Source organism: Rhodococcus sp. NPDC003383, from assembly GCF_053589115.1.
On record NZ_JBSFRG010000007.1, the window covers coordinates 193610 to 212979 of the forward strand.

17 protein-coding genes are annotated in these 19370 nt (G+C 68.5%); 8 read left to right on the forward strand and 9 right to left on the reverse strand.

Annotated features, from left to right (window positions below):
* Window positions 1-2: 2 nt before the first annotated feature.
* Genes ACWDTS_RS09485 through ACWDTS_RS09500 form a run of 4 tightly spaced genes read right to left on the reverse strand, consistent with a single transcriptional unit; the run spans window position 3 to window position 5042 of the window.
* Complete coding sequence (locus ACWDTS_RS09485) at window positions 3-1184, reverse strand: thiolase family protein (protein WP_197252424.1); 1182 nt, start codon at window positions 1182-1184, stop codon at window positions 3-5.
* Between the two features lie 5 nt (window positions 1185-1189).
* The gene (locus ACWDTS_RS09490; protein WP_450118027.1) at window positions 1190-1618 is read right to left on the reverse strand and encodes a Zn-ribbon domain-containing OB-fold protein; all 429 of its coding nucleotides are present in this window, start codon (window positions 1616-1618) and stop codon (window positions 1190-1192) included.
* Entirely contained in the window at window positions 1615-3237 is a 1623-nt protein-coding gene (locus ACWDTS_RS09495; RefSeq protein ID WP_450118028.1) for an AMP-binding protein, read from the reverse strand. Before ACWDTS_RS09495 ends, ACWDTS_RS09490 begins: the two co-directional genes overlap by 4 nt.
* Window positions 3234-5042, reverse strand: coding sequence for an FAD-dependent oxidoreductase (locus tag ACWDTS_RS09500; RefSeq protein ID WP_197252427.1), 1809 nt, complete (start codon window positions 5040-5042; stop codon window positions 3234-3236). Before ACWDTS_RS09500 ends, ACWDTS_RS09495 begins: the two co-directional genes overlap by 4 nt.
* A gap of 268 nt (window positions 5043-5310) precedes the next feature.
* Between ACWDTS_RS09500 and ACWDTS_RS09505 the strand changes: the two genes are divergently transcribed.
* Window positions 5311-5859 (forward strand): MarR family winged helix-turn-helix transcriptional regulator, encoded by a 549-nt coding sequence (locus ACWDTS_RS09505; protein WP_197252428.1) that lies wholly within the window; start codon window positions 5311-5313, stop codon window positions 5857-5859.
* 78 nt (window positions 5860-5937) lie between these two features.
* On the opposite strand, the gene ACWDTS_RS09510 is transcribed toward ACWDTS_RS09505, so the two are convergent.
* From ACWDTS_RS09510 to ACWDTS_RS09520, 3 genes are all read right to left on the reverse strand, one after another.
* A complete protein-coding gene (locus tag ACWDTS_RS09510; protein WP_450118029.1) occupies window positions 5938-6681 on the reverse strand; it encodes an HNH endonuclease family protein in 744 nt (247 codons plus the stop codon).
* Window positions 6682-6721: 40 nt separating this feature from the next.
* Window positions 6722-7048, reverse strand: a complete 327-nt coding sequence (locus ACWDTS_RS09515; protein WP_197252429.1) for a hypothetical protein — start codon at window positions 7046-7048, stop codon at window positions 6722-6724.
* A 76-nt stretch (window positions 7049-7124) separates the two neighbouring features.
* Window positions 7125-8039 carry an NADP-dependent oxidoreductase gene (locus ACWDTS_RS09520; protein WP_450118030.1) on the reverse strand — a complete coding sequence of 305 codons (915 nt, stop codon included), beginning with the start codon at window positions 8037-8039 and terminating at the stop codon, window positions 7125-7127.
* A 107-nt stretch (window positions 8040-8146) separates the two neighbouring features.
* On the opposite strand from ACWDTS_RS09520, the gene ACWDTS_RS09525 reads away from it, so the two are divergent.
* The 7 genes from ACWDTS_RS09525 to ACWDTS_RS09555 all read left to right on the forward strand — a co-directional run bounded on the left by ACWDTS_RS09525 (window position 8147) and on the right by ACWDTS_RS09555 (window position 17331).
* Complete coding sequence (locus tag ACWDTS_RS09525; RefSeq protein ID WP_450118031.1) at window positions 8147-10945, forward strand: DEAD/DEAH box helicase; 2799 nt, start codon at window positions 8147-8149, stop codon at window positions 10943-10945.
* Window positions 10946-10947: 2 nt separating this feature from the next.
* Window positions 10948-11703 (forward strand): SWIM zinc finger family protein, encoded by a 756-nt coding sequence (locus ACWDTS_RS09530; RefSeq protein WP_450118034.1) that lies wholly within the window; start codon window positions 10948-10950, stop codon window positions 11701-11703.
* Window positions 11704-11861: 158 nt separating this feature from the next.
* Entirely contained in the window at window positions 11862-13394 is a 1533-nt protein-coding gene (locus tag ACWDTS_RS09535; RefSeq protein ID WP_197252431.1) for a CoA-acylating methylmalonate-semialdehyde dehydrogenase, read from the forward strand.
* A gap of 44 nt (window positions 13395-13438) precedes the next feature.
* Window positions 13439-14593 carry an acyl-CoA dehydrogenase family protein gene (locus ACWDTS_RS09540; RefSeq protein ID WP_248675211.1) on the forward strand — a complete coding sequence of 385 codons (1155 nt, stop codon included), beginning with the start codon at window positions 13439-13441 and terminating at the stop codon, window positions 14591-14593.
* Complete coding sequence (locus ACWDTS_RS09545) at window positions 14590-15648, forward strand: enoyl-CoA hydratase/isomerase family protein (protein WP_197252433.1); 1059 nt, start codon at window positions 14590-14592, stop codon at window positions 15646-15648. The genes ACWDTS_RS09540 and ACWDTS_RS09545 overlap by 4 nt, the downstream gene beginning before the upstream one ends.
* Window position 15649: 1 nt before the next feature.
* Window positions 15650-16558 (forward strand): 3-hydroxyisobutyrate dehydrogenase, encoded by a 909-nt coding sequence (gene mmsB / locus ACWDTS_RS09550; RefSeq protein ID WP_248675213.1) that lies wholly within the window; start codon window positions 15650-15652, stop codon window positions 16556-16558.
* Entirely contained in the window at window positions 16555-17331 is a 777-nt protein-coding gene (locus tag ACWDTS_RS09555; RefSeq protein WP_197252435.1) for an enoyl-CoA hydratase, read from the forward strand. The genes mmsB and ACWDTS_RS09555 overlap by 4 nt, the downstream gene beginning before the upstream one ends.
* Window positions 17332-17403: 72 nt before the next feature.
* On the opposite strand, the gene ACWDTS_RS09560 is transcribed toward ACWDTS_RS09555, so the two are convergent.
* Together ACWDTS_RS09560 and ACWDTS_RS09565 are read right to left on the reverse strand one after the other, a co-directional pair.
* Window positions 17404-17931 carry a MarR family winged helix-turn-helix transcriptional regulator gene (locus tag ACWDTS_RS09560; RefSeq protein ID WP_248675214.1) on the reverse strand — a complete coding sequence of 176 codons (528 nt, stop codon included), beginning with the start codon at window positions 17929-17931 and terminating at the stop codon, window positions 17404-17406.
* A gap of 193 nt (window positions 17932-18124) precedes the next feature.
* Window positions 18125-19273, reverse strand: coding sequence for a sulfotransferase family protein (locus ACWDTS_RS09565; RefSeq protein ID WP_197252437.1), 1149 nt, complete (start codon window positions 19271-19273; stop codon window positions 18125-18127).
* Between the last annotated feature and the right edge of the window lie 97 nt (window positions 19274-19370).

Below are 19370 nucleotides of genomic sequence, written 5' to 3' on the forward strand. Positions count from 1 at the left end.
CGTCAGTCCTCTCTCATCAGCAGTGCGCAGCCGAGGCCGTAGGCGCCCATGCTGACTGCGGCGACGTCCGGCTCTCGGCCGACCTGCCGCGTTCCTCCACGTCCCCACAGCTGGACACAGGCCTCGTGGAGATGTCCCAGTCCGTGCAAACGCCCGGCCGAGAGCTGGCCGCCACCGGTGTTCATCGGTAGTTCTCCGTTCAGTCCGATATTCGTGCCACCTTCGACGAACGCCCCGACCTCGCCCTTGGCGCAGAAGCCCAGAGCCTCCAGCCAGTGCACCGTCAGGATGCTCATGCCGTCGTAGATCTGCGCCACGCGCACGTCGCGACGAGAAATCCGGGACCGATCCCAGAGCATCGCAGCCGCCTTCTCGGCCCCGAACGAGGTCAGGTCGCGAGGGTCGCGCAATCCGCCGGCCCCCATCGCGGTGCCGACGGCCTCGAAGCGTAGGGGTGGATTGGTCATGTGCCGGGCGTCGTCGAGCCGGGAGAGCACGAAAGCGACCGATCCGTCGACCGGGACGTCGCAATCGTAGAGGCGGAGGGGCCAGGACACGACGCGGCTGTCGAGGTAGTCGTCGAGCGTGAGCGGGTCGCGGTAGACAGCCGAGGGGTTGCCCGCCGCATTCGTACGGGCGTTCACGGCGATCGCACCGAGCTGCTCGTGGGTCAGCTTGTGCTCGTACATGTACCGCTGTGCGTAGGTCGCGTACCAAGGCACGGGGGATTCGACACCGTACGGTGCGGTCCATTCCCAGAAGCCGTGGATCTCCCCGGATGATCCGGCCCAACTCTGCGCCTGCTTGTCCAGCGCCCGGGACTGTGCCTCGGTCACGGTGCGGAAGACCAGGACGTGACGGGCGAGCCCTGCGGACAGTGCACCGATCGCATTGACGATCGCGCTGAACTGGCTCGGCGAGTCCAGGGCGGCGGCCGAGTACCAATTGACGTTCAGTCCCAGCGCAAGACGCAGGTCCTGTGCGCCGACGGGAGCGAACCCGCCGCCGGTGTTCGCGGCTCCCGGATAGGTCGAGATGCCGTCGATGTCGTCGACCGTGAGCCCGGCGTCGGTGATCGCGGTCAGGGCCGCGTCCACGGTCAGGGACAGGGCGCTCGCGGTGGTGCGGCGCCCCACCTCGGACAAACCGATACCGGTGATGGCTACATTTCGTTCGGCATGCACCGGCGTCACTCCTCGTCCGTGATCTCGAAAACGGGCAGCCACGCCTCACCCTGCTGCTGGAAGCGGGTGACGACGGGCTTGTCGGTGGGGTCGTCGATATCGGTGCCGCCGATCAGACCTCCGAAGACGTACAGGCCGGGTTGTTCGACCAGTTCGACGTATCCGACACGAAAAGGCACCGGCTGGCCGGGAAACCAGGGCTGCTCGTTGGTGGTCCACGATGCGACGCGGCCGTGTCCGCTGACAGCTTCGAATGCCAGATGCGTGCTGGTGCGACACAGTCGACAGACCGGACTCGGCGGGTGCTGCCAGTGGTTACACGCGGTGCAGTGCTGAATGCGCAACTCCCCGGCCGCTCCGCCGGTCCAGTAGTCCGCCGTATCCGCGGTGATTCCGGGTACGCGCCGGCCGTGGCTCCAGATCGTGCTGCTCATTGCGACCTCCGGTAGGGCTCCATCGCGGCGGCACTCGCGTATCGATCCCGCAGTTTGTACTTCTCGATCTTGTGGCTGGCGTTGCGGGGCAACGTGTCGACGGGCACGTAGAACTCCGGCCGCATGTAGCGGGGCAGTGCCTCCTCGCATTCCTTCTGCAGAGACGAGAGGGCCTCCGGGCTGCTGTCCTCGAGTTCGAGGAACAGCGCGATCTCGTCTTCCTCGAGCTCGGACGGAACCGCGATCGCGGCGACGTCGCGCACGCCGTCGATCTTCGAGACCATCCCTTCGAGTTCGAATGCCGAGATGTTCTCTCCGCGCCTGCGGATCACATCCTTGAGCCGATCCTCGAACCACATGTAACCGTCGGCGTCGATGCGGCACAGGTCGCCGGTGTGGAACCATCCGTTCCGCCGACTGAGCAAGGTGGCTTCCGGCATCCCGTAGTACCCGAGGGACTCGTTCCACGGAACGGCGGACCGGATGACCAGTTCCCCCTTCGTATCCGGGGAGACCTCGAGATCGTTGGTGTCCACGATCCTGGCCTCCATCCCGGGGCGGAGTCGACCGGCCGAGCCGAGTTTCTCCGGCGGATCGGCGAGGGTGTACGCATGGCTCGGCCCGTAGTCGGTGAGGCTGTATCCGGACGTGAAACGCAGTCCGAACCGACGTTCGAAGGCCGTGGCGTATGCGGGGATCGGCACCGTCATCACCATGCGCAGGGAGTTGTCCGAGTCCGTCGGCTGCGCATCCCGCTTCCACAGGATCGCGGCCATCGAACCGAGCAGGTTCGTGGCGGTGATGGAAGCATCGCGCACGTCGTCCCAGAACTTGGAGGCGGAGAACCTGCGTCGGAGAAAGACCTGCAGACCGGCACCGATCGCGCAGTGCAATGCGCCTTGAAAAGCGTTGACATGGAACAGCGGCAAGCAGATGTACACCCGATCGTCGGCGCGGTAGCCGAACGACACGGCGTGGCTGAAACCCCACAGCATCGCGCGGATGTGCGTCATCATCACGCCCTTCGACGGGCCTGTCGTCCCGGACGTGTAGTTGATGTAGCCCAGGCTCGTCGGGTCGACGGCATCGAGTGGCAGTGGCGCGGTGGAGTCGGCCTCCTGGCAGATCGTGGCGTGGGTGATTCCCTCGGCCTCGGTTTCGCTCCACGGACCTGTCAGTCCGATCGCCGCGATCCCGGCGTCCTGTGCGATGCGGGCCGACTCGTGGTTCGAGGCGTCGTGGACGAGCATCGACGCATCGGAATTGGTGAGGTAGTAGGCGAGAAGGTCGCCGGCGGCCTGGGTGTTGAGCGGCACTGCGACAGCCCCGAGACGGCTGAGCGCGATGTAGAAGAGGATGTGCTCGACGCTGTTGGGCAATTGCGCGGCGACGTGTGCGCCCCGGGACACTCCGCGGGCGGTGAGCCAGCGTGCGTACAGTTCGGCTTCCTCGACCAATCGGGTGTAGGTGTACTCGACACCGGTATCGAGGTCCGTCAGGAAGATTCGATCCGGATCCCGGCGCGCTCGCGTGGAGAGGGACTCGAAGAGAGTCAACTGGTGGAAGTCGAATCCCATTCGGAGACGGTCGAAGTCGGAGACCGATTCGGACAGCGTCACGAGGCTGCTCCTTCGAGTGCAGCGGCACGCAGGGTGTCCCGGGCAGCAGCGGTACGGCTGCCGTCCACACCGAGGGCAGACATCGAGTCGGACAGTTCGACGAACACGCGCTGCAGAGCCGAGTGCGGGCGATCGTCGGCGGGAGCGACCGAGGCGTGGTCCTGGACGTACACGATCCGATCGGGTCGGCCGGCCAGGGCATCGCCGGCCACGGTCAGTCCCAGGCGTTCGCGCACCGCATCGTCGGGCGCATATACGACATGCGTCGCCGCCGGCTCGGGGGTGTCGGTGGAGGGATACTTCGATCCCTCGTCGTGGAGCAGCAGCGCGGCGGTACCGGGGGCGTCGCTCGGGTCGGTGAGGCGTTCGATGCGGAAGTACCGCGGAGGCAGAAGCTCGGTGAGATACCGTTCCTCACCCGACTGCGTGGTCACGCGAAGCTCGCTGAGCGGGCGACCGACGACGCCGCTGTCCGCAGCGTCCACGGGGAAGTCCGAGATGTGTGCGGCGGCATGGCCGTCGATGAGTTCCCGCAGGGCAGGGGCCTCGGGAAGCAGAGACATCACCTCACGACGGAGTGTGCGGGAGGCTTCGTCGGCGCTGGTCATGAACAGGGACACCGGTGTCAGGGCGTCGAGGGTGCGGCTGACGACATGGGTCCGCTCGGCGGAATACTCGTCGAGTGGGGTGTCGTCGCCGGCCAGTGCGAAAGGCAGGCGCCAGGCCAGGGCATTGACGTCACCGAATCCCATGTTCAGGCCGCGTCCTCCGAAGATCGGGGACTGATGCGCGGCGTCCCCCGCGAACAGCACCCGGCCCTGCCGGTAGCGGGGAAGAGTGCGTCCCAGGGCCCGGTAGGTGGTGACCCACAGAATCGTCGGTTCCGCATCGATACCCATCATCGACAGGTGTTCGCGGACACGGGTTTCGGCTGTCTCGGGCGTGGCGGCCGCTTCGGGATCCGTGCCTTCGGGCACCTGGTAGTCGAGGCGCCAGACGTCGAACGGCTGCGAATGCAGGATCGCTACGGAATCGGGTGCGTAATCAGGTCCGATGAAGAGCCGGCGGCCCGGCTGCAGGTCGTGGTCCATGGAGAAGTCGCAGATGATGAACCGGGCATCGGCGCTGCGGCGAGGGACTACGTCCTCGTATCGAAGGCCGAGGAGGCGTCGGGTGACGCCCCGAGCCCCGTCGGCACCGATCACGTAGCGGGCTCGAAGTTGGTAGTTGCTCCCGTGCGCGTCGACGTCGATGCGCACCTCGTCACCGAGATCGTCTATGCCCGTAACGGTGTGGCCCCACCGGATCGCGTGAGGCGCACGGGCTCGGAGGTTGTCCAACAGCACGTGCTCCAGCCAGCATTGCTGCAGGAGCGCCAGCTGGGGAAAGCGCTCGTGCAGTTCGGTTTCGTACTCGGTACGCCACAGTTCGGTGCTGCCATGGAACACGATGCTGCGGCTGCGCGGCTGTGCGAGCTTCATGAAGTCCTCGCTCACACCGATGGTGTCGAGGAAATGCAGGCTCTCTCGATTGAGGGTGAGCGCGCGGCTTCCGTCCGAGAGTTGGGTACGGGCCTCGAGAACTACGGCGTCGATTCCCCGTCGCTGCAGTGCGATCGCCATGGCAAGACCGACCGGTCCTCCACCGATCACGGCCACGTCGTGAACTCGATCGCTCTCGGCGGTATCGGGGACCGGTGACGGATCGAATTGCTGCCATTCGTAATACATTGCGTGCTTCTTCCTCTTCGCGCGCCGGCTGGGGCGCACCGGCTTCCCGGACGGGGACTCGGTGGTGGGCGTCATGGCGCGACTTCACTGAGTCGCAGGTCACATAAAGTGATACGAGTCTGAATTACATGCATCCGGATGTCAAGGCGACCGAATGGGTGTCTGCATCCCTCGCTCTGCCGAGGCATGGGGAGTGATGGACTCTTTTAGCAGGTAATCGGCCCCAAATTGGCAGGTCGGCGGACGCCGCCCGGTAGCTCATCCGCTGGAACTGCGGCGGAATCAAGTTCGAACCCGAATCAGTTTCTGGTCATGCCGAACTACATGCGGCTAGTGTGTCCACGTGCCCAACGACTCATCGAACGTCCCCAACAGCGATGTGGCGGACTATTGGAGCCTGGTCGACCGTGCGCAGGGGCTGATCCCCAGCCACGTCGATGGTGTGGACATGGAGGCCAGCCGCCTCGTCATGTCGCTGAACCGGGCCACCCGGACCGTGATCTACGACCTCGAGGTCCAGACACTGCGACCGCTTCATCAAACGGACTCGACATTCCGAGTGCTGTTCGTCCTGTGGGTGGCGGGACCGCTGAGTCCGCACATGGTGGCGAGTTTGTCCTCGATGCCCAGGCCGACGGTGTCCAGTCTGGTGGCCAGTTTGCGCAAAGCCGGCCTGATCGATCGGCAGGACGATCCTGAAGACGGGCGGGGTGCGACGCTCAGCCTGACCTCCGAAGGCACTGCGGTCATCACGAAGGCATTCGCAGATCACAATCGGCGCGAACACGAGTGGGCATCTCTGCTCACGCCGATCGAACGCCAGCTCCTGATCATGCTGTTGGAAAAGCTGATGAACGGTCGTCGGGACATCGGGGCAGTCGAGCGGCACTGAAGACGGTTGTATACCGTACGTCGACCCCGTGGACAGCTCGAACTCGATCGCTCGGCGGCGTGTGTGTCCTACCGGCGATCACGGCACATTCGGCGTCATCGGCGAGAGCTGATTCGCGTCGGGGCAGGTTGCGGCCGCGTCGGTGAGCGCGCGGTGGTCGGCCGCGGTCACCGGCAGTCCGTACCGCACCGCGACCGTCAGATACTTGCCCGCGAACCAGCAGCGGGTGCTCGACGCGGGCGGCAGCCAGTCGGCGGGAGTGCGGTCGCGTTTGTCCTCGTTGGCCTCGCCGTCCACGGCGACGAGGTTGAAGTCGATGTCGTTGGCGAACTGCCGGCGCAGCTGCGGTGGCCACGTCGCGGCGCCGAGATCCCACGCCGCTGCCAAGGGAAATATGTGGTCGACGTGCACCGCACGGGCGTCGCTGCGCCGGAACAGGATTCGCTCTCCCGTGTACGGGTCGTCGAGGGTTCCGGACAGCACGACGCACTCGCCGGTGCCGGGACGGAACGTCGTTTCGCGCAGGTCGCGCGCGAGCACGTTGTTGCGGGTGTCGCAGCCGTCGTGCCCACCCCGACCGGGATGGTCGTCCGACCAGGCCGGCCCGAAGACGCACACCTCGCCGGTGTCGCAGCCACGCTGATATCCCGGCACGTGCGGGCGCCGGAACACCACCTCGACGCCGGCGAGCAACCGCCCGAGGTCTTCGCGGGACGGGCTGCCGGGCGCGGCCGGCCCCGTGGGTCCGGTTCGTTCCCACCCCAACGACGCGACGATCGCGACCGCCACCACCACGACCCAGATGCCCTTGCCCCCGCGCACCGGACGATCGTCGCAGCGGGCACCGACAACGATCAGTTGCTCATCCGTCGACCGTCAGCGGAAACCGGGCGGCGTGGATGGACGAGACCGTCCGGCCGTCGTGCCCGATGATCCACGAGCCTCCGCTCTGCTTGCACTGGGCGATCCGGTCGAACACGGTGAGCAGGAAGAAGATCGCCTGCTCGGGACTCGCGGTCGCGGCGAGGCGATGGGATTCGCCGTGCTTGGTGCCGTCGAGCCACACCCCGCACTGGCCGTCCAGCCGCAGGGTGGTGACATGACCGGAATCGACGAACGCGTACTTGACCTGTTCCCAGGGGGTGTTGGAGCTGTAGGTCTGCTCGAGGACCTGGATCAGAATCGTCATGGCGGACTCCTGGTGAGGGACCTGGTCACCAGTGTCCCAGTGTCGTTCCCGCTGCGCGTCCGATCCGCGGGTGCGCTCAGCGAACCACGATGACGACCTTGCCGCGGGCGTGGCCGCCTTCGACGACGGCGAGCGCCGCACCGGCCTCCCGCAGCGGGAACGTCCGCTCGATGTGCGGGTCCACGGTGCCGTCCGCGACGAGAGCCGCAACGGCCGCGAACACCTCGGTGGTGCGCCGCCGCTCCACTCCGGAACCACCCAGTTCCGCTGCTCCGGCCGGATCGGCGACGCTGACGATGCGGGCTCCGGGAGCGGCTGCGGCGAACGTCCGGAGGGTCGCGCCGCCGACCAGGTCGACGATCGCGGTGATGTCGGAAGCGGCGGCGGAAACACGGTCGGCCGCGTCGTCGCCGGATTCGATCCAGGTGGCGCCGTTGCCTTCCACCAGGTCCCGTTTGCCGGCCGACGCGACCCCGAGCACGGTCGCGCCGCGTGTCCGCGCGAGCTGGGTCGCGGCGGATCCGACACCCCCGCCGGCGCCGATCACGAGCACGGTGTCCTCCTCCGAGATCGCGAGCGCGTCGACGATGTCGAACGCGGTGCCCAGGGCCACTGGGACGGTCGCGGCGGCGGCGAAACCCACCTGCTCAGGTTTGTGGGCGGCGCTGTGCGCGTTGAGCAGCGTGTACTCGGCGTATCCACCGAACCCGGTCGCGGTCGCGCCGAACACCGCGTCCCCGACCGCGAAGCCGTCGACGCGGTCGCCGACAGCGGTGACGACACCGGACACCTCCCGGCCCAGCACGGCCGGCAGCGTGACCGGCACCGTGTCCTTGCGGGTGCCCGCCCGGACCTTCCAATCAGCCGGATTCACGCCCGCCGCGTGCACCGCCACCAGCAACTGCCCGGGACCCGGTACGGGGACGTCGGGGTCGAGGAACTGCTGGGTTTCGGGGCCGCCGTATTCGGCGAAACCGTAGGCGAGGGGCATGCGCTCAGCCTAGGGCGGCTCCGCCGCCGGTGTGTCTTTGTGGCGGCCCTGACCGCCACAAAGACACACCGGCGCCGGAGGCGCACTCGCCTGGCACCATGGTGGGCATGTTGCACGGGGTCTGGTCACCGGGATCGGGTCTGTTGTTGTGGCGCGACCCCTCGGCCCCGCCCGACGACGACGTGCTGCCGTCGGCGCTGCGGCGCTGGATCGACCGCCCGTTCCGGCATCGCGTCGAGCTGACCTTGCCCGGGGACGAGGAGTCGCGCACCCTGCCCGCGGTCGCCGTGGCACCTCCGGATGCTGCCCAGCTCCTGCTGGATCTGCCGCGCCGGCCCGACGGCGTGTCGGGGGACCTGCGTTTCCTCGCGCACGTCGCCCGAGGCATCGAACGCTGGGCCCAGGCAGGCCGCGTCGCACCGCAGATGCATCGCGCCGAGAAACAGTGGTGGGTGCGCTGGCAGCTGCTCGGCGGGGAACGGACCCGCGCGTGGAAGGCCGAACTGGTCGCCGCGATGCCGCCGGTGCAGCGGCAGCTGGGCAATCCGTCGCGGCTGCTCGAGAACCTGTGCACCGAGCTCACCGACCCGATCACCCGGGCGATGCTCGGGTCCGGCACCTCGCTGCATCCGCTGATCGCGGCGCTGACCGAGGGCACGCCGCACCACGCCGGCACCCAGCGCATGGCCGACGCGCTCGACGAGTGGCGCGCGAGCCTGTCCGGCAACGAACCCGACCTGGTGCTGCGGCTCGTCGAACCCGACGAGGCCGATGATCCCGCGGACGCCCTGTGGCGGCTCGAGGTGTGCCTGCGATCGGAGGGTCAGGCCCCGGCACCGGTGCCGATCGGCGGCACCGACGCGGAACTGCTGCAGATCGGCATCCGCAAGCTCGGCGCCGCGCTGAAGGCCTACCCGCGGCTGCAGGACGTGCCCCGCGACCCCGACAGCCTGGATCTGCTGCTGCCCACGCCCGTCGTCGTCGATCTCGTCGAGCACGGCGCGCGTGCCCTGCAGGACGCCGGGGTGGCCCTGCTGCTCCCGCGCGCGTGGGCGACGGTCGAACCGTCGCTGCGGCTGCGTGTCGAGTCCGCCGCCGCCCCGGTCGCGGCCGAGGAGAGCGCGGTCGGCATGAACGCGATCGTCTCGTACGAATGGCAGCTCGCGGTGGGCGACATGCTGCTCAGCGCGGCCGAGATGGAACAGCTCGTCGCCGCCAACAGCGACCTGGTCAAGTTGCGCGGCAAGTGGGTCAAGGCGGACGCCGCCGCACTGGCCCAGGCCGCCCGCTACGTGACCCGCAATTCCGGACAGGACACCACCCTCGGCTCGTTGTTCGCGCAGTTCACAGGCGACGACGTGCCGCCCGCCGAGGTCACCGACATCAGCGCCTCCGGGTGGGTCGCGACCCTGCTCGACGGGCAGGCGCACCCGGAACCGGTCCCGGCCCCGCCCGGCCTGCACGCGACCCTGCGGCCCTACCAGCAGCGCGGCCTGGACTGGCTGGCGTTCATGAGCGGGCTCGGGCTCGGTGCGGTGCTCGCCGACGACATGGGCCTGGGCAAGACCGTGCAGGTGCTGGCGTTGCTGGTGCACGAACGCACCCGCGGCCCGGTCCGGCCGACGCTGCTGGTGTGCCCGATGTCGGTGGTCGGCAACTGGCAGCGCGAGGCCGCGAAATTCGCGCCCGGCCTGCGCGTCCACGTCCACCACGGGTCGGGCCGGTTGCGTGACGACGACCTGGCCGCGGTGGTCGACGACAGCGACCTGGTCATCACCACCTACGCGATCGTCGCCCGCGACCTGGCGCACGTGCGGGCTCTGACCTGGCATCGGGTGGTGCTCGACGAGGCGCAGCACGTGAAGAACGCGAATACCGCGCAGTCGCGCGCGGTGCGGTCGGTTGCGGCCTCGCATCGCATCGCGTTGACCGGCACACCCGTGGAGAACCGGCTCGAAGAACTGCGGTCGATCCTCGACTTCGCGAATCCGCGGCTGCTGGGGTCGCCCGCGTCGTTCCGTGCCCGGTTCGCGGTGCCCATCGAACGCGAACGCGACGTGGCGGCCGCGGCCCGGCTGCGGGCGCTGACCGCCCCGTTCGTGCTGCGGCGCGTCAAGACCGACCCGGACGTGATCGCCGACCTGCCGGAGAAGTTCGAGCAGACCGTGCGCGCGAACCTCACCGCGGAGCAGGCCGCGCTGTACCGGGCGGTCGTCGACGACATGATGCGCAAGATCAAGGAGAAGGAGGGGATGGCCCGCAAGGGCGCGGTCCTCGCGGCGCTGACCCGGCTCAAGCAGGTGTGCAACCATCCGGCGCACTATCTCGCCGACGGATCGCCGGTGCTGCGCCGCGGCCGTCACCGCTCCGGCAAGCTCGGCTTGGTCGAGGACATCGTCGAATCGGTGCTCGCCGACGGCGAGAAGGTCCTGCTGTTCACCCAGTTCCGCGAGTTCGGGGAGCTCATCGCCCCCTATCTCGCCGAGCGGTTCTCCACGCAGGTGCCCTTCCTGCACGGCGGGGTGTCCAAGACCCGCCGCGACGCGATGGTCACCGGGTTCCAGGAGCCGGACGGGCCGCCGATCATGCTGCTCTCGCTCAAGGCCGGTGGAACCGGACTCAACCTGACCGCGGCCAATCACGTTGTGCACCTGGATCGATGGTGGAATCCCGCGGTGGAGAACCAGGCCACCGACCGGGCGTTCCGGATCGGCCAGCGGCGCGACGTGCAGGTGCGCAAGCTCGTCTGCGTCGGCACCGTCGAGGAACGGATCGACGAGATGCTCACCGGCAAACAGGAACTCGCGGATCTCGCGGTCGGCGTGGGGGAGAACTGGATCACCGAGCTGTCCACCGACCAGCTCCACGCCCTGTTGACCCTGAGCGACGACGCGGTGGGTGAATGACCATGGCGCGAAACAATTTCCGCAGATACGGCACACCGATCCGCGTCGACGGCGGTATCGAGGCCCGCACCAAACGCGGCGCGATCGGGCGCAGCTGGTGGTCGAAGGAACTGATCGGTGCGATGGAGCAGGTCGCCGACAAGGGCCGGCTGACCCGCGGCCGCACCTACGCGCGCTCGGGGCAGGTGCTCTCGATGCGGCTCGAACCGGGCGCGGTCGTCGGCGACGTGCAGGGCAGCCAGCTGCGCCCGTTCACCGCGACCGTCACGGTCCGCACCCTCGACGAGGAGGCGATCGCCGAACTGGTCGCACAGGTGCGTTCGGCGCCCGGGATGCTCGCGCGGCTCGCGGCCGGGGCGCTGCCGGAGGAGCTGGGGCCGCTGCTGCTGCCGCGCCGCGCCGGTGAACTCGACTTCGACTGCACGTGCCCCGACGACGGCTGGCCCTGCAAGCACGCCGCGGCCGTGGCGTATCTGCTGGCCGAGCACGTCGACGAGCACCCGCTGGCCGTGCTCACCCTCCGGGGCGTGGGTCTCGAGCGGCTGATCGGCGAGGTCGATGCGTCGGAGCCCCCGGTCGACGACTTCTACGGCGACGACACGGAACTGCCGGAACTGCCGATGGAGCGGTTCCGCCCGGCGCTCGAGGATCTGGACCCGATGCTGCTGCGGCGTGCGCTGCGCGCGGGCGGCACGGACGAGGCCGTCGTCATCCGCGCGGTGTCCGACCTGGAGGATCTGTACCGCCGCCTGCGGTGACGCGGCGTTCCCTGGGGGTGACGCGGCGTCGCGGGGGGACCGCCGGGATGTGACGGTAGACATACATGGACTTCCAACTATAGGATGGACACAGACTTCGAGGGGCCCGCTTTCGGCGCCCTGTGTCCGAACCGTCGATCAGCAAAGGACTCGCGACAATGAGCATTCGTGAACTCACCCACTTCATCGGCGGCGAGCACGTCGCCGGGACGTCCGGGCGATTCGGGGACGTCTTCGACCCCAACACCGGCGCGGTGCAGGCACGCGTCCCGCTCGCCACCCAGAGCGAGGTCGAGGCCGCCATCGCCAACGCCGAAGAGGCCCAGAAGGAATGGGCGTCGTGGAACCCGCAGAAGCGCGTCCGGGTGCTGATGCGGTTCCTGCAGCTCGCGCAGGACAACATGGACGAACTCGCGCGGCTGCTGTCGAGCGAGCACGGCAAGACCATCCCCGACGCCAAGGGTGACGTCCAGCGCGGCCTCGAGGTCGTCGAGGTCGCTCTCGGCGCCCCGCACCTGCTCAAGGGTGAATACACCGAGTCCGCCGGCACCGGCATCGACGTCTACTCGATGCGCCAGCCCCTCGGTGTCGTCGCCGGCATCACCCCGTTCAACTTCCCCGCGATGATCCCGCTGTGGAAGGCCGCCCCGGCCCTCGCCTGCGGCAACGCGTTCGTCCTCAAGCCGTCCGAGCGCGACCCCTCGGTGCCGCTGCGCCTCGCGGAGCTGTTCATCGAGGCCGGCCTGCCCGCCGGTGTCTTCAACGTCGTCAACGGCGACAAGGAATCCGTCGACGTCCTGCTCAACGATCCGCGTGTCAAGGCCCTCGGCTTCGTCGGCTCGACCCCGATCGCGCAGTACATCTACGAGACCGCCGCGAAGAACGGCAAGCGCGCGCAGTGCTTCGGCGGCGCGAAGAACCACGCGATCATCATGCCCGACGCCGACCTCGACCAGGTCGCGGACGCACTCGTCGGTGCCGCCTACGGCTCGGCCGGTGAGCGCTGCATGGCGCTGTCCGTCGCCGTCCCGGTCGGCGAGGAGACCGCCGACCGCCTCGTCGCCAAGCTCCAGGACCGCATCGCCGAGCTGCGCATCGGCACCAGCTTCGACGAGAAGGCCGACTTCGGTCCGCTCGTGACCGCCGCCGCCCGCGACCGCGTCCACGACTACATCGCCAAGGGTGTCGAGGAAGGCGCCGAGCTCGTCGTCGACGGCCGCGGCTTCGTCCTCGAGGGCAACGAGAACGGCTTCTTCTCCGGCGCGACCCTGTTCGACAAGGTCACCACCGACATGTCGATCTACCGCGAGGAGATCTTCGGCCCGGTGCTCACCGTCGTGCGCGCCCGCGACTACGAGGACGCGCTGCGTCTGCCGACCGAGCACGAGTACGGCAACGGCGTCGCCATCTTCACCCGCGACGGTGACACCGCCCGCGACTTCGCCACCCGCGTCCAGGTCGGCATGGTCGGCGTCAACGTCCCGATCCCGGTCCCGATCGCCTACTACACCTTCGGCGGCTGGAAGGCCTCCGGCTTCGGCGACCTCAACCAGCACGGCCCCGACGCCTTTCGCTTCTACACCAAGACCAAGACGATCACGCAGCGCTGGCCGTCCGGCGTCAAGGAGGGCGACCTCGAGGGTGCCCACGTGAGCGACACCGACCACTTCGTCATCCCCACGATGGACTGAGCGCCTCGGACCGGACCGGACGACAGACCCCAGACAGGATCAGCATGTTCACCCTCACCGACGACGACCGGGCGATCCGCGACACCGCCCGCGACTTCGCCACCGAGTACCTGGCACCGAACGCAGTGGAATGGGACCAGGCCAAGCATTTCCCGGTCGACGTGATGCGCAAGGCCGCGGCACTCGGCATGGGCGGCATCTACGTCCGCGAGGACGTGGGCGGCTCCGGACTGCGTCGACTCGACTCGGTGCGGATCTTCGAGGAACTCGCCAAGGGCTGCCCGTCGATCGCCGCGTACATGTCCATCCACAACATGGTCACGTGGATGATCGACAAGTTCGGCAACGACGATCAGCGGCGTCGCTGGGTGCCGGGGCTGTGCTCGATGGAACAGTTCGGCAGCTACTGCCTCACCGAACCGGGCGCAGGCTCGGACGCGGCGGCCTTGAGCACCAAGGCCGTCCGCGACGGTGACGACTACGTGCTGACCGGCGTCAAGCAGTTCATCTCCGGCGCCGGCACGTCCGACGTGTACGTCGTGATGGCGCGGACCGGCGAACCCGGCCCGCGCGGCATCTCGGCGTTCATCGTCCCGAAGGACACGCCGGGTCTGTCGTTCGGCGCGAACGAGAAGAAGATGGGCTGGAACGCCCAGCCCACCCGCCAGGTCATCCTCGAAGGCGCGCGGGTACCGGCGGAGAACCTGCTCGGCGCCGAGGGCGGCGGCTTCCGCATCGCGATGCAGGGCCTCAACGGCGGCCGTCTCAACATCGCCGCGTGCTCGGTCGGCGGCGGCCAGACCGCCCTCGACCGGACCGTCGCCTACCTCGCCGAACGCAAGGCGTTCGGCGACCGGCTCCTCGACTCCCCGGCGCTGCAGTTCCGCCTCGCGGACATGCGCACCGAACTCGAGGCTGCCCGGACGCTGCTGTGGCGGGCGGCGGACGCGCTCGACCGGGGTGCCGACGACGTCGTCGAACTGTGCGCGATGGCAAAGCGTTTCGCGACCGACGCCGGTTTCGAGGCCGCGAACGAGGCGCTGCAGCTGCACGGTGGCTACGGCTATCTCGCCGAGTACGGTATCGAGAAGATCGTGCGGGATCTGCGTGTGCACCAGATCCTGGAAGGAACCAACGAGATCATGCGGGTGGTCGTCGCGCGCAGCGTGGTGGCCGCGGCGCAGACAGGAGCGGCATGACCGGGCAGGAACCGGAAGTTCTCGTCGAGGTGTCGAACGGCGTCGGCCGTCTGACCCTCAATCGCCCCAAGGCGATCAACGCTCTCAACCACGGCATGGTCCGTACCATCGCCGACAATCTCTCCGCATGGGCCGACGACGACTCGATCCGGGCCGTCGTCGTGTCCGGGGCGGGGGAGCGGGGGCTGTGCGCCGGCGGCGACATCGTCTCGATCTACCACGACGCCAAGGACGGCGGCACCGGATCGCAGGAGTTCTGGCGCGACGAGTACATCCTCAACGCCGCGATCGGCCGCTACCCGAAGCCCTACGTGGCGATCATGGACGGCATCGTGATGGGCGGCGGCGTCGGCATCTCCGCCCACGGCAACGTGCGGATCGTCACCGAACGCTCCACCATCGCCATGCCCGAGGTCGGCATCGGCTTCGTCCCCGACGTCGGCGGCACCTACCTGCTCTCGCGTGCCCCCGGCGAACTCGGCACCCACATCGCGCTCACCACCGGCCGGCTGAAGGCGGGCGACGCGATCGCCCTCGGCTTCGCCGACCACTTCGTCCCGTCCGAGTCGCTCGACAAGTTCGTCGCCGCGATCGGAAGCGCCGGGCTCGACGACGCGATCGCCGAATACTCCCGGCCCGCACCGGAATCCGAACTGCTCGCACAGCAGTCGTGGATCGACGCCGCCTACTCCGCGGACACCGTCGAGGAGATCGTCGAACGCCTGCAGGCCTCCGACCTTCCCGAAGCGCAGGCCACCGCCGAGCAGATCCTCGGCAAGTCGCCGGTCGCGCTGAAGGTCACGCTGCGCTCGCTGCGGCGGGCCCGGCAGGCCGGCAGCCTCGAGCAGGTGCTCGACGAGGAATACCGGGTGTCGCTCGCGTCGCTGAAGTCGCACGACCTCGTCGAGGGCATCCGCGCCCAGGTCGTCGACAAGGACCGCAACCCGCAGTGGTCGCCGGCAACCCTCGCCGACGTGACCGCCGCCGACGTCGATGCCTACTTCCAGCCGCTCGGCGAGCTCGAACTCGGCCTCGCCGCCTCCCAAGGAGAATGACATGAGTGCTCTCCCCACCGTCGCGTTCCTCGGTCTCGGCCACATGGGCGGGCCGATGGCCGCGAATCTCGTCAAGGCCGGCTACTCGGTCACCGGGTTCGACCCGGTACCCGCAGCCCAGGAACAGGCGACCAAGGACGGCGTGACCGTCGTGGCCTCCGCCGTCGAGGCCGTGCGCGACGCCGACGTCGTCATCACCATGCTGCCCAACGGCAAGCTCGTGCTCGATCTCTACGACGAGATCCTGCCCGCCGCCAAGCCGAACACCCTGTTCATCGACAGCTCCACCATCGACGTCGCCGACGCCCGCGAAGCGGCCGAACGCGCCCACAAGGCCGGACACCGCGCCATCGACGCCCCCGTCTCCGGCGGTGTGGCGGGTGCCGCCGCCGGCACGCTGGCGTTCATGGTCGGCGGTTCCGAGGAGGACTTCGCCACCGCGCAGCCGCTGCTCGACGTCATGGGCAAGAAGGTCGTGCACTGCGGCGGCTCCGGCGTCGGACAGGCCGCGAAGATCTGCAACAACATGATCCTCGGCGTGTCGATGATCGCGATCAGCGAGGCGTTCGTGCTCGGCGAGAAGCTGGGCCTGAGCAACCAGGCGCTGTTCGACGTCGCGTCCAACGCATCCGGCCAGTGCTGGGCGCTGACCAGCAATTGCCCGGTCCCCGGACCGGTCCCGACGACCCCGGCGAACAACGACTACCAGCCGGGCTTCGCGGCAGCTCTCATGGACAAGGACCTCGGGCTGGCCGCGAACGCGCTGCGGGCCAACGGAGTGGAGGGCGAACTCGGGCTGCGCGCGGCCGAGCTCTACCATCGGTTCAACACCGGTGGCGGTGGCGGACTCGACTTCTCCGCCATCATCACCGACATCCGTGCCCGTTCGAATGCAGAGGACAACCAGTGACCGATTTCGAGACCATCCTGCTCGACCGCAAGGGTCGCGTGGGACTCATCACGCTCAACCGGCCCAAGGCGCTCAACGCGCTCAACAGCCAGCTGATGCGCGAAGTGGTCGCGGCCGTCGAGGAACTCGACGCCGACCGCGAGATCGGCGCGATCGTCATCACCGGCTCGGAGAAGGCGTTCGCCGCCGGCGCCGACATCAAGGAGATGGCGCCGAAGACCTACTCCGAGGCGTACGGCGAGGACTTCTTCTCCGACTGGGACAAGATCTCGTCCGCCCGCACCCCGATCATCGCCGCGGTCTCCGGCTACGCGCTGGGCGGCGGCTGTGAGCTGGCGATGCTGTGCGACTTCATCATTGCGTCGGACACCGCGAAGTTCGGGCAGCCCGAGATCAAGCTGGGCGTCATCCCGGGCATCGGCGGTTCGCAGCGCCTGACCCGCGCCGTCGGCAAGGCGAAGGCCATGGACATGTGCCTGACCGGACGCAACATGGACGCCGAGGAAGCCGAACGCGCCGGCCTGGTTTCGCGTATCGTGCCGGCCGCCGAGCTGCTCGACGTCGCGCTCGAGACCGCCACCACCATCGCGTCGATGTCGCTGTCCGCGGCCATCATGGCGAAGGAAGCGGTCAACCGCGCGTTCGAGACGACCCTCGCCGAGGGCGTGAAGTTCGAACGGCGCCTGTTCCATTCGACGTTCGCCACCGCCGACCAGAAGGAAGGCATGGCCGCGTTCATCGAGAAGCGCGCGCCGGAATTCAAGCACGCCTGAGCGTGATACGACTGCAGGGCCGACCCGGAAGGGGCGGCCCTGCAGTCGTTTTCGTGATCGGAGGTGGCGCCGTCACCACTTGGTCGGCGCACCCCCGGTGTCGAAGTCCCCGGCGTCGTGCCGCATCCCGGCCAGGATGCGCAGCAGCGGCTCGAGCTGATCGTCGGGAATGCCGGGTCGCGAGAACACCTCGGTGTTGAGCTTCTCGGTCGCGGCGATCGCCAGCGCGCGACCTTCGTCGGTGAGTTCGACCAGCGTCGCGCGGCGGTCGCTCGGGTGCGGGGTCCGGCGCACCAGCCCCGCCGATTCGAGCCGGTCCACCGCGTTGGTGACGCTGGTCGGGTGCACCTGCAGCCGCGCGCTGGCCTTGGCCATCGGCAGGGCGCCCTGGCGCGTGAAGTGCAGCAACGTCAGCAGTTCGTATCGCGCGAAGGTGAGGCCGAACGGTTTGAGCACCTCTTCGACCCGCGCCATGAGGATCTGCTGGGCCCGCATCAGCGACGTCACCACGGCCATGCCGTCCGCGACCTCACCCCAGCCGTGGTCGATCCACTGGCGGTGGGCTTCGGCGATGGGGTCGAGCGGTAGCGGTGCAGGCATACGTCGATCATCCCACGACGGAACGCCTCAGCGGATAGCGGACACCGTCCGAAATCGATTCCGCGGGTGTCGCGGACGGTGATTTCGGGGCAGTGACGGCTCGAACGGCCGGCACCGGGACCCGAAACGGCCGCTGTTCCGACGGTGATCACCAACCATGGGGTGCCACCGCATGTTTCGTGCCCGCGGATGGTCAGCGGAAGGCGTAGTCGGGAAAGCGTTCGTCGACGTCTTCGACGGTGAGCCCGAACTCCGCGAGGGTGTAGCGATGCGCGGGTTTGCGGTCGCCCTGGCGGCTTTCGGTGTGCAGGGCCACCATCGCCGCTTCGGCCTCGGCGCTGAGACCGATCCCGAAGCGGTCGTAGAGGGACCCGATCGTGCCGATCGGGTCCTCGACGAAGTCGCGGTAGGCGACGTCGACGAACCGGGCCCGGTCGTGCCGGGCCCGGACCTCGGTGAACTTCTCGAAACCGCGCGCCCACAGGTCGAGCTGGCTGCGGCCGATCGCGTCGCCGACGAAGACCTCCGACCACCCCTCCGAGGCCTGCGCGGTGAGGCTGCACACCGACGGGATGACGGTGCGCGGGTCGCGATGGGTGACGACGACGAGCGCGTCCGGGTACACGGTGAGCAACTCGTCGAGCGCGAACAGGTGACTCGGGTTCTTCAGCACCCAGCGCTTGTCGGCGTCGGGCAGGCCGATGAGCTGCAGGTTGCGGCGGTGCCGTTCGTAGGCGCTCGTCCAGTCCTGGGTGGCGAGCCACCGGGAGTAGGTGGGCAGGTGCGCGAGGCACTCGTACGACACGGACCGGAAGGACTGACGCAGCAGCTGCCAGCATTCCTCGACCTCACCGGCGGACATGTAGTGCACACCCATGAACTCCGGATGCTCGATGTGGTGCTGCGCGAACCCGGCCTCGATCCCGGCGAACACCGGATTGTCCGCCCACGTGTCCCGCGGCGGCCGCGGCTGGGGCATCTCCGTCAGCCACATCTCGAGCCCCTGATGGGCCGGGTCGGCGGTGAGCAGCCGGTGCAGCGCGGTGGTGCCGGTGCGGGGCAGCCCGGTGACGAAGATCGGGCGGGTGATCTCGACGTCGGCGTGCTCGGGATGCTGCTTCCAGGCGGCCTCGGACAGCAGGCGCGCGACGAGGGCGCCGCGCAGGAACACCCGCGACATCTTGCTGCCGAGCGGCGTCAGTTTCTCGTCGCGGGCGTACGACTCGAGCAGGACGTCGAGGGCCTCGCGGTAGTCGTCGCTGCCGAAGTCGGTCAGCCCGGTGATCCGGGTTGCGGACTCGTGCAGGGATTCGGCGCTGCCGACCGTGGTGCGTTCGGACATGGTGGACTCCGTCCCCGTGTGCCTTTGTGGCGGCTCCCGCCGCCCCCAAAGCACCCCGCTGAAAGGGTGTATTAGCCGCACTTGAGGTGGCGTGACT

Bases quoted from the DNA above. Each gene is read 5' to 3' on its own strand.
- ACWDTS_RS09490 (WP_450118027.1), bottom strand. From the start codon at position 1,618: ATGAGCAGCACGATCTGGAGCCACGGCCGGCGCGTACCCGGAATCACC.
- ACWDTS_RS09500 (WP_197252427.1), bottom strand. From the start codon at position 5,042: ATGACGCCCACCACCGAGTCCCCGTCCGGGAAGCCGGTGCGCCCCAGC.
- ACWDTS_RS09515 (WP_197252429.1), bottom strand. From the start codon at position 7,048: ATGACGATTCTGATCCAGGTCCTCGAGCAGACCTACAGCTCCAACACC.
- ACWDTS_RS09520 (WP_450118030.1), bottom strand. From the start codon at position 8,039: ATGCCCCTCGCCTACGGTTTCGCCGAATACGGCGGCCCCGAAACCCAG.
- ACWDTS_RS09525 (WP_450118031.1), top strand. From the start codon at position 8,147: ATGTTGCACGGGGTCTGGTCACCGGGATCGGGTCTGTTGTTGTGGCGC.
- ACWDTS_RS09530 (WP_450118034.1), top strand. From the start codon at position 10,948: ATGGCGCGAAACAATTTCCGCAGATACGGCACACCGATCCGCGTCGAC.
- ACWDTS_RS09535 (WP_197252431.1), top strand. From the start codon at position 11,862: ATGAGCATTCGTGAACTCACCCACTTCATCGGCGGCGAGCACGTCGCC.
- ACWDTS_RS09540 (WP_248675211.1), top strand. From the start codon at position 13,439: ATGTTCACCCTCACCGACGACGACCGGGCGATCCGCGACACCGCCCGC.
- ACWDTS_RS09545 (WP_197252433.1), top strand. From the start codon at position 14,590: ATGACCGGGCAGGAACCGGAAGTTCTCGTCGAGGTGTCGAACGGCGTC.
- mmsB (WP_248675213.1), top strand. From the start codon at position 15,650: ATGAGTGCTCTCCCCACCGTCGCGTTCCTCGGTCTCGGCCACATGGGC.
- ACWDTS_RS09560 (WP_248675214.1), bottom strand. From the start codon at position 17,931: ATGCCTGCACCGCTACCGCTCGACCCCATCGCCGAAGCCCACCGCCAG.
- ACWDTS_RS09565 (WP_197252437.1), bottom strand. From the start codon at position 19,273: ATGTCCGAACGCACCACGGTCGGCAGCGCCGAATCCCTGCACGAGTCC.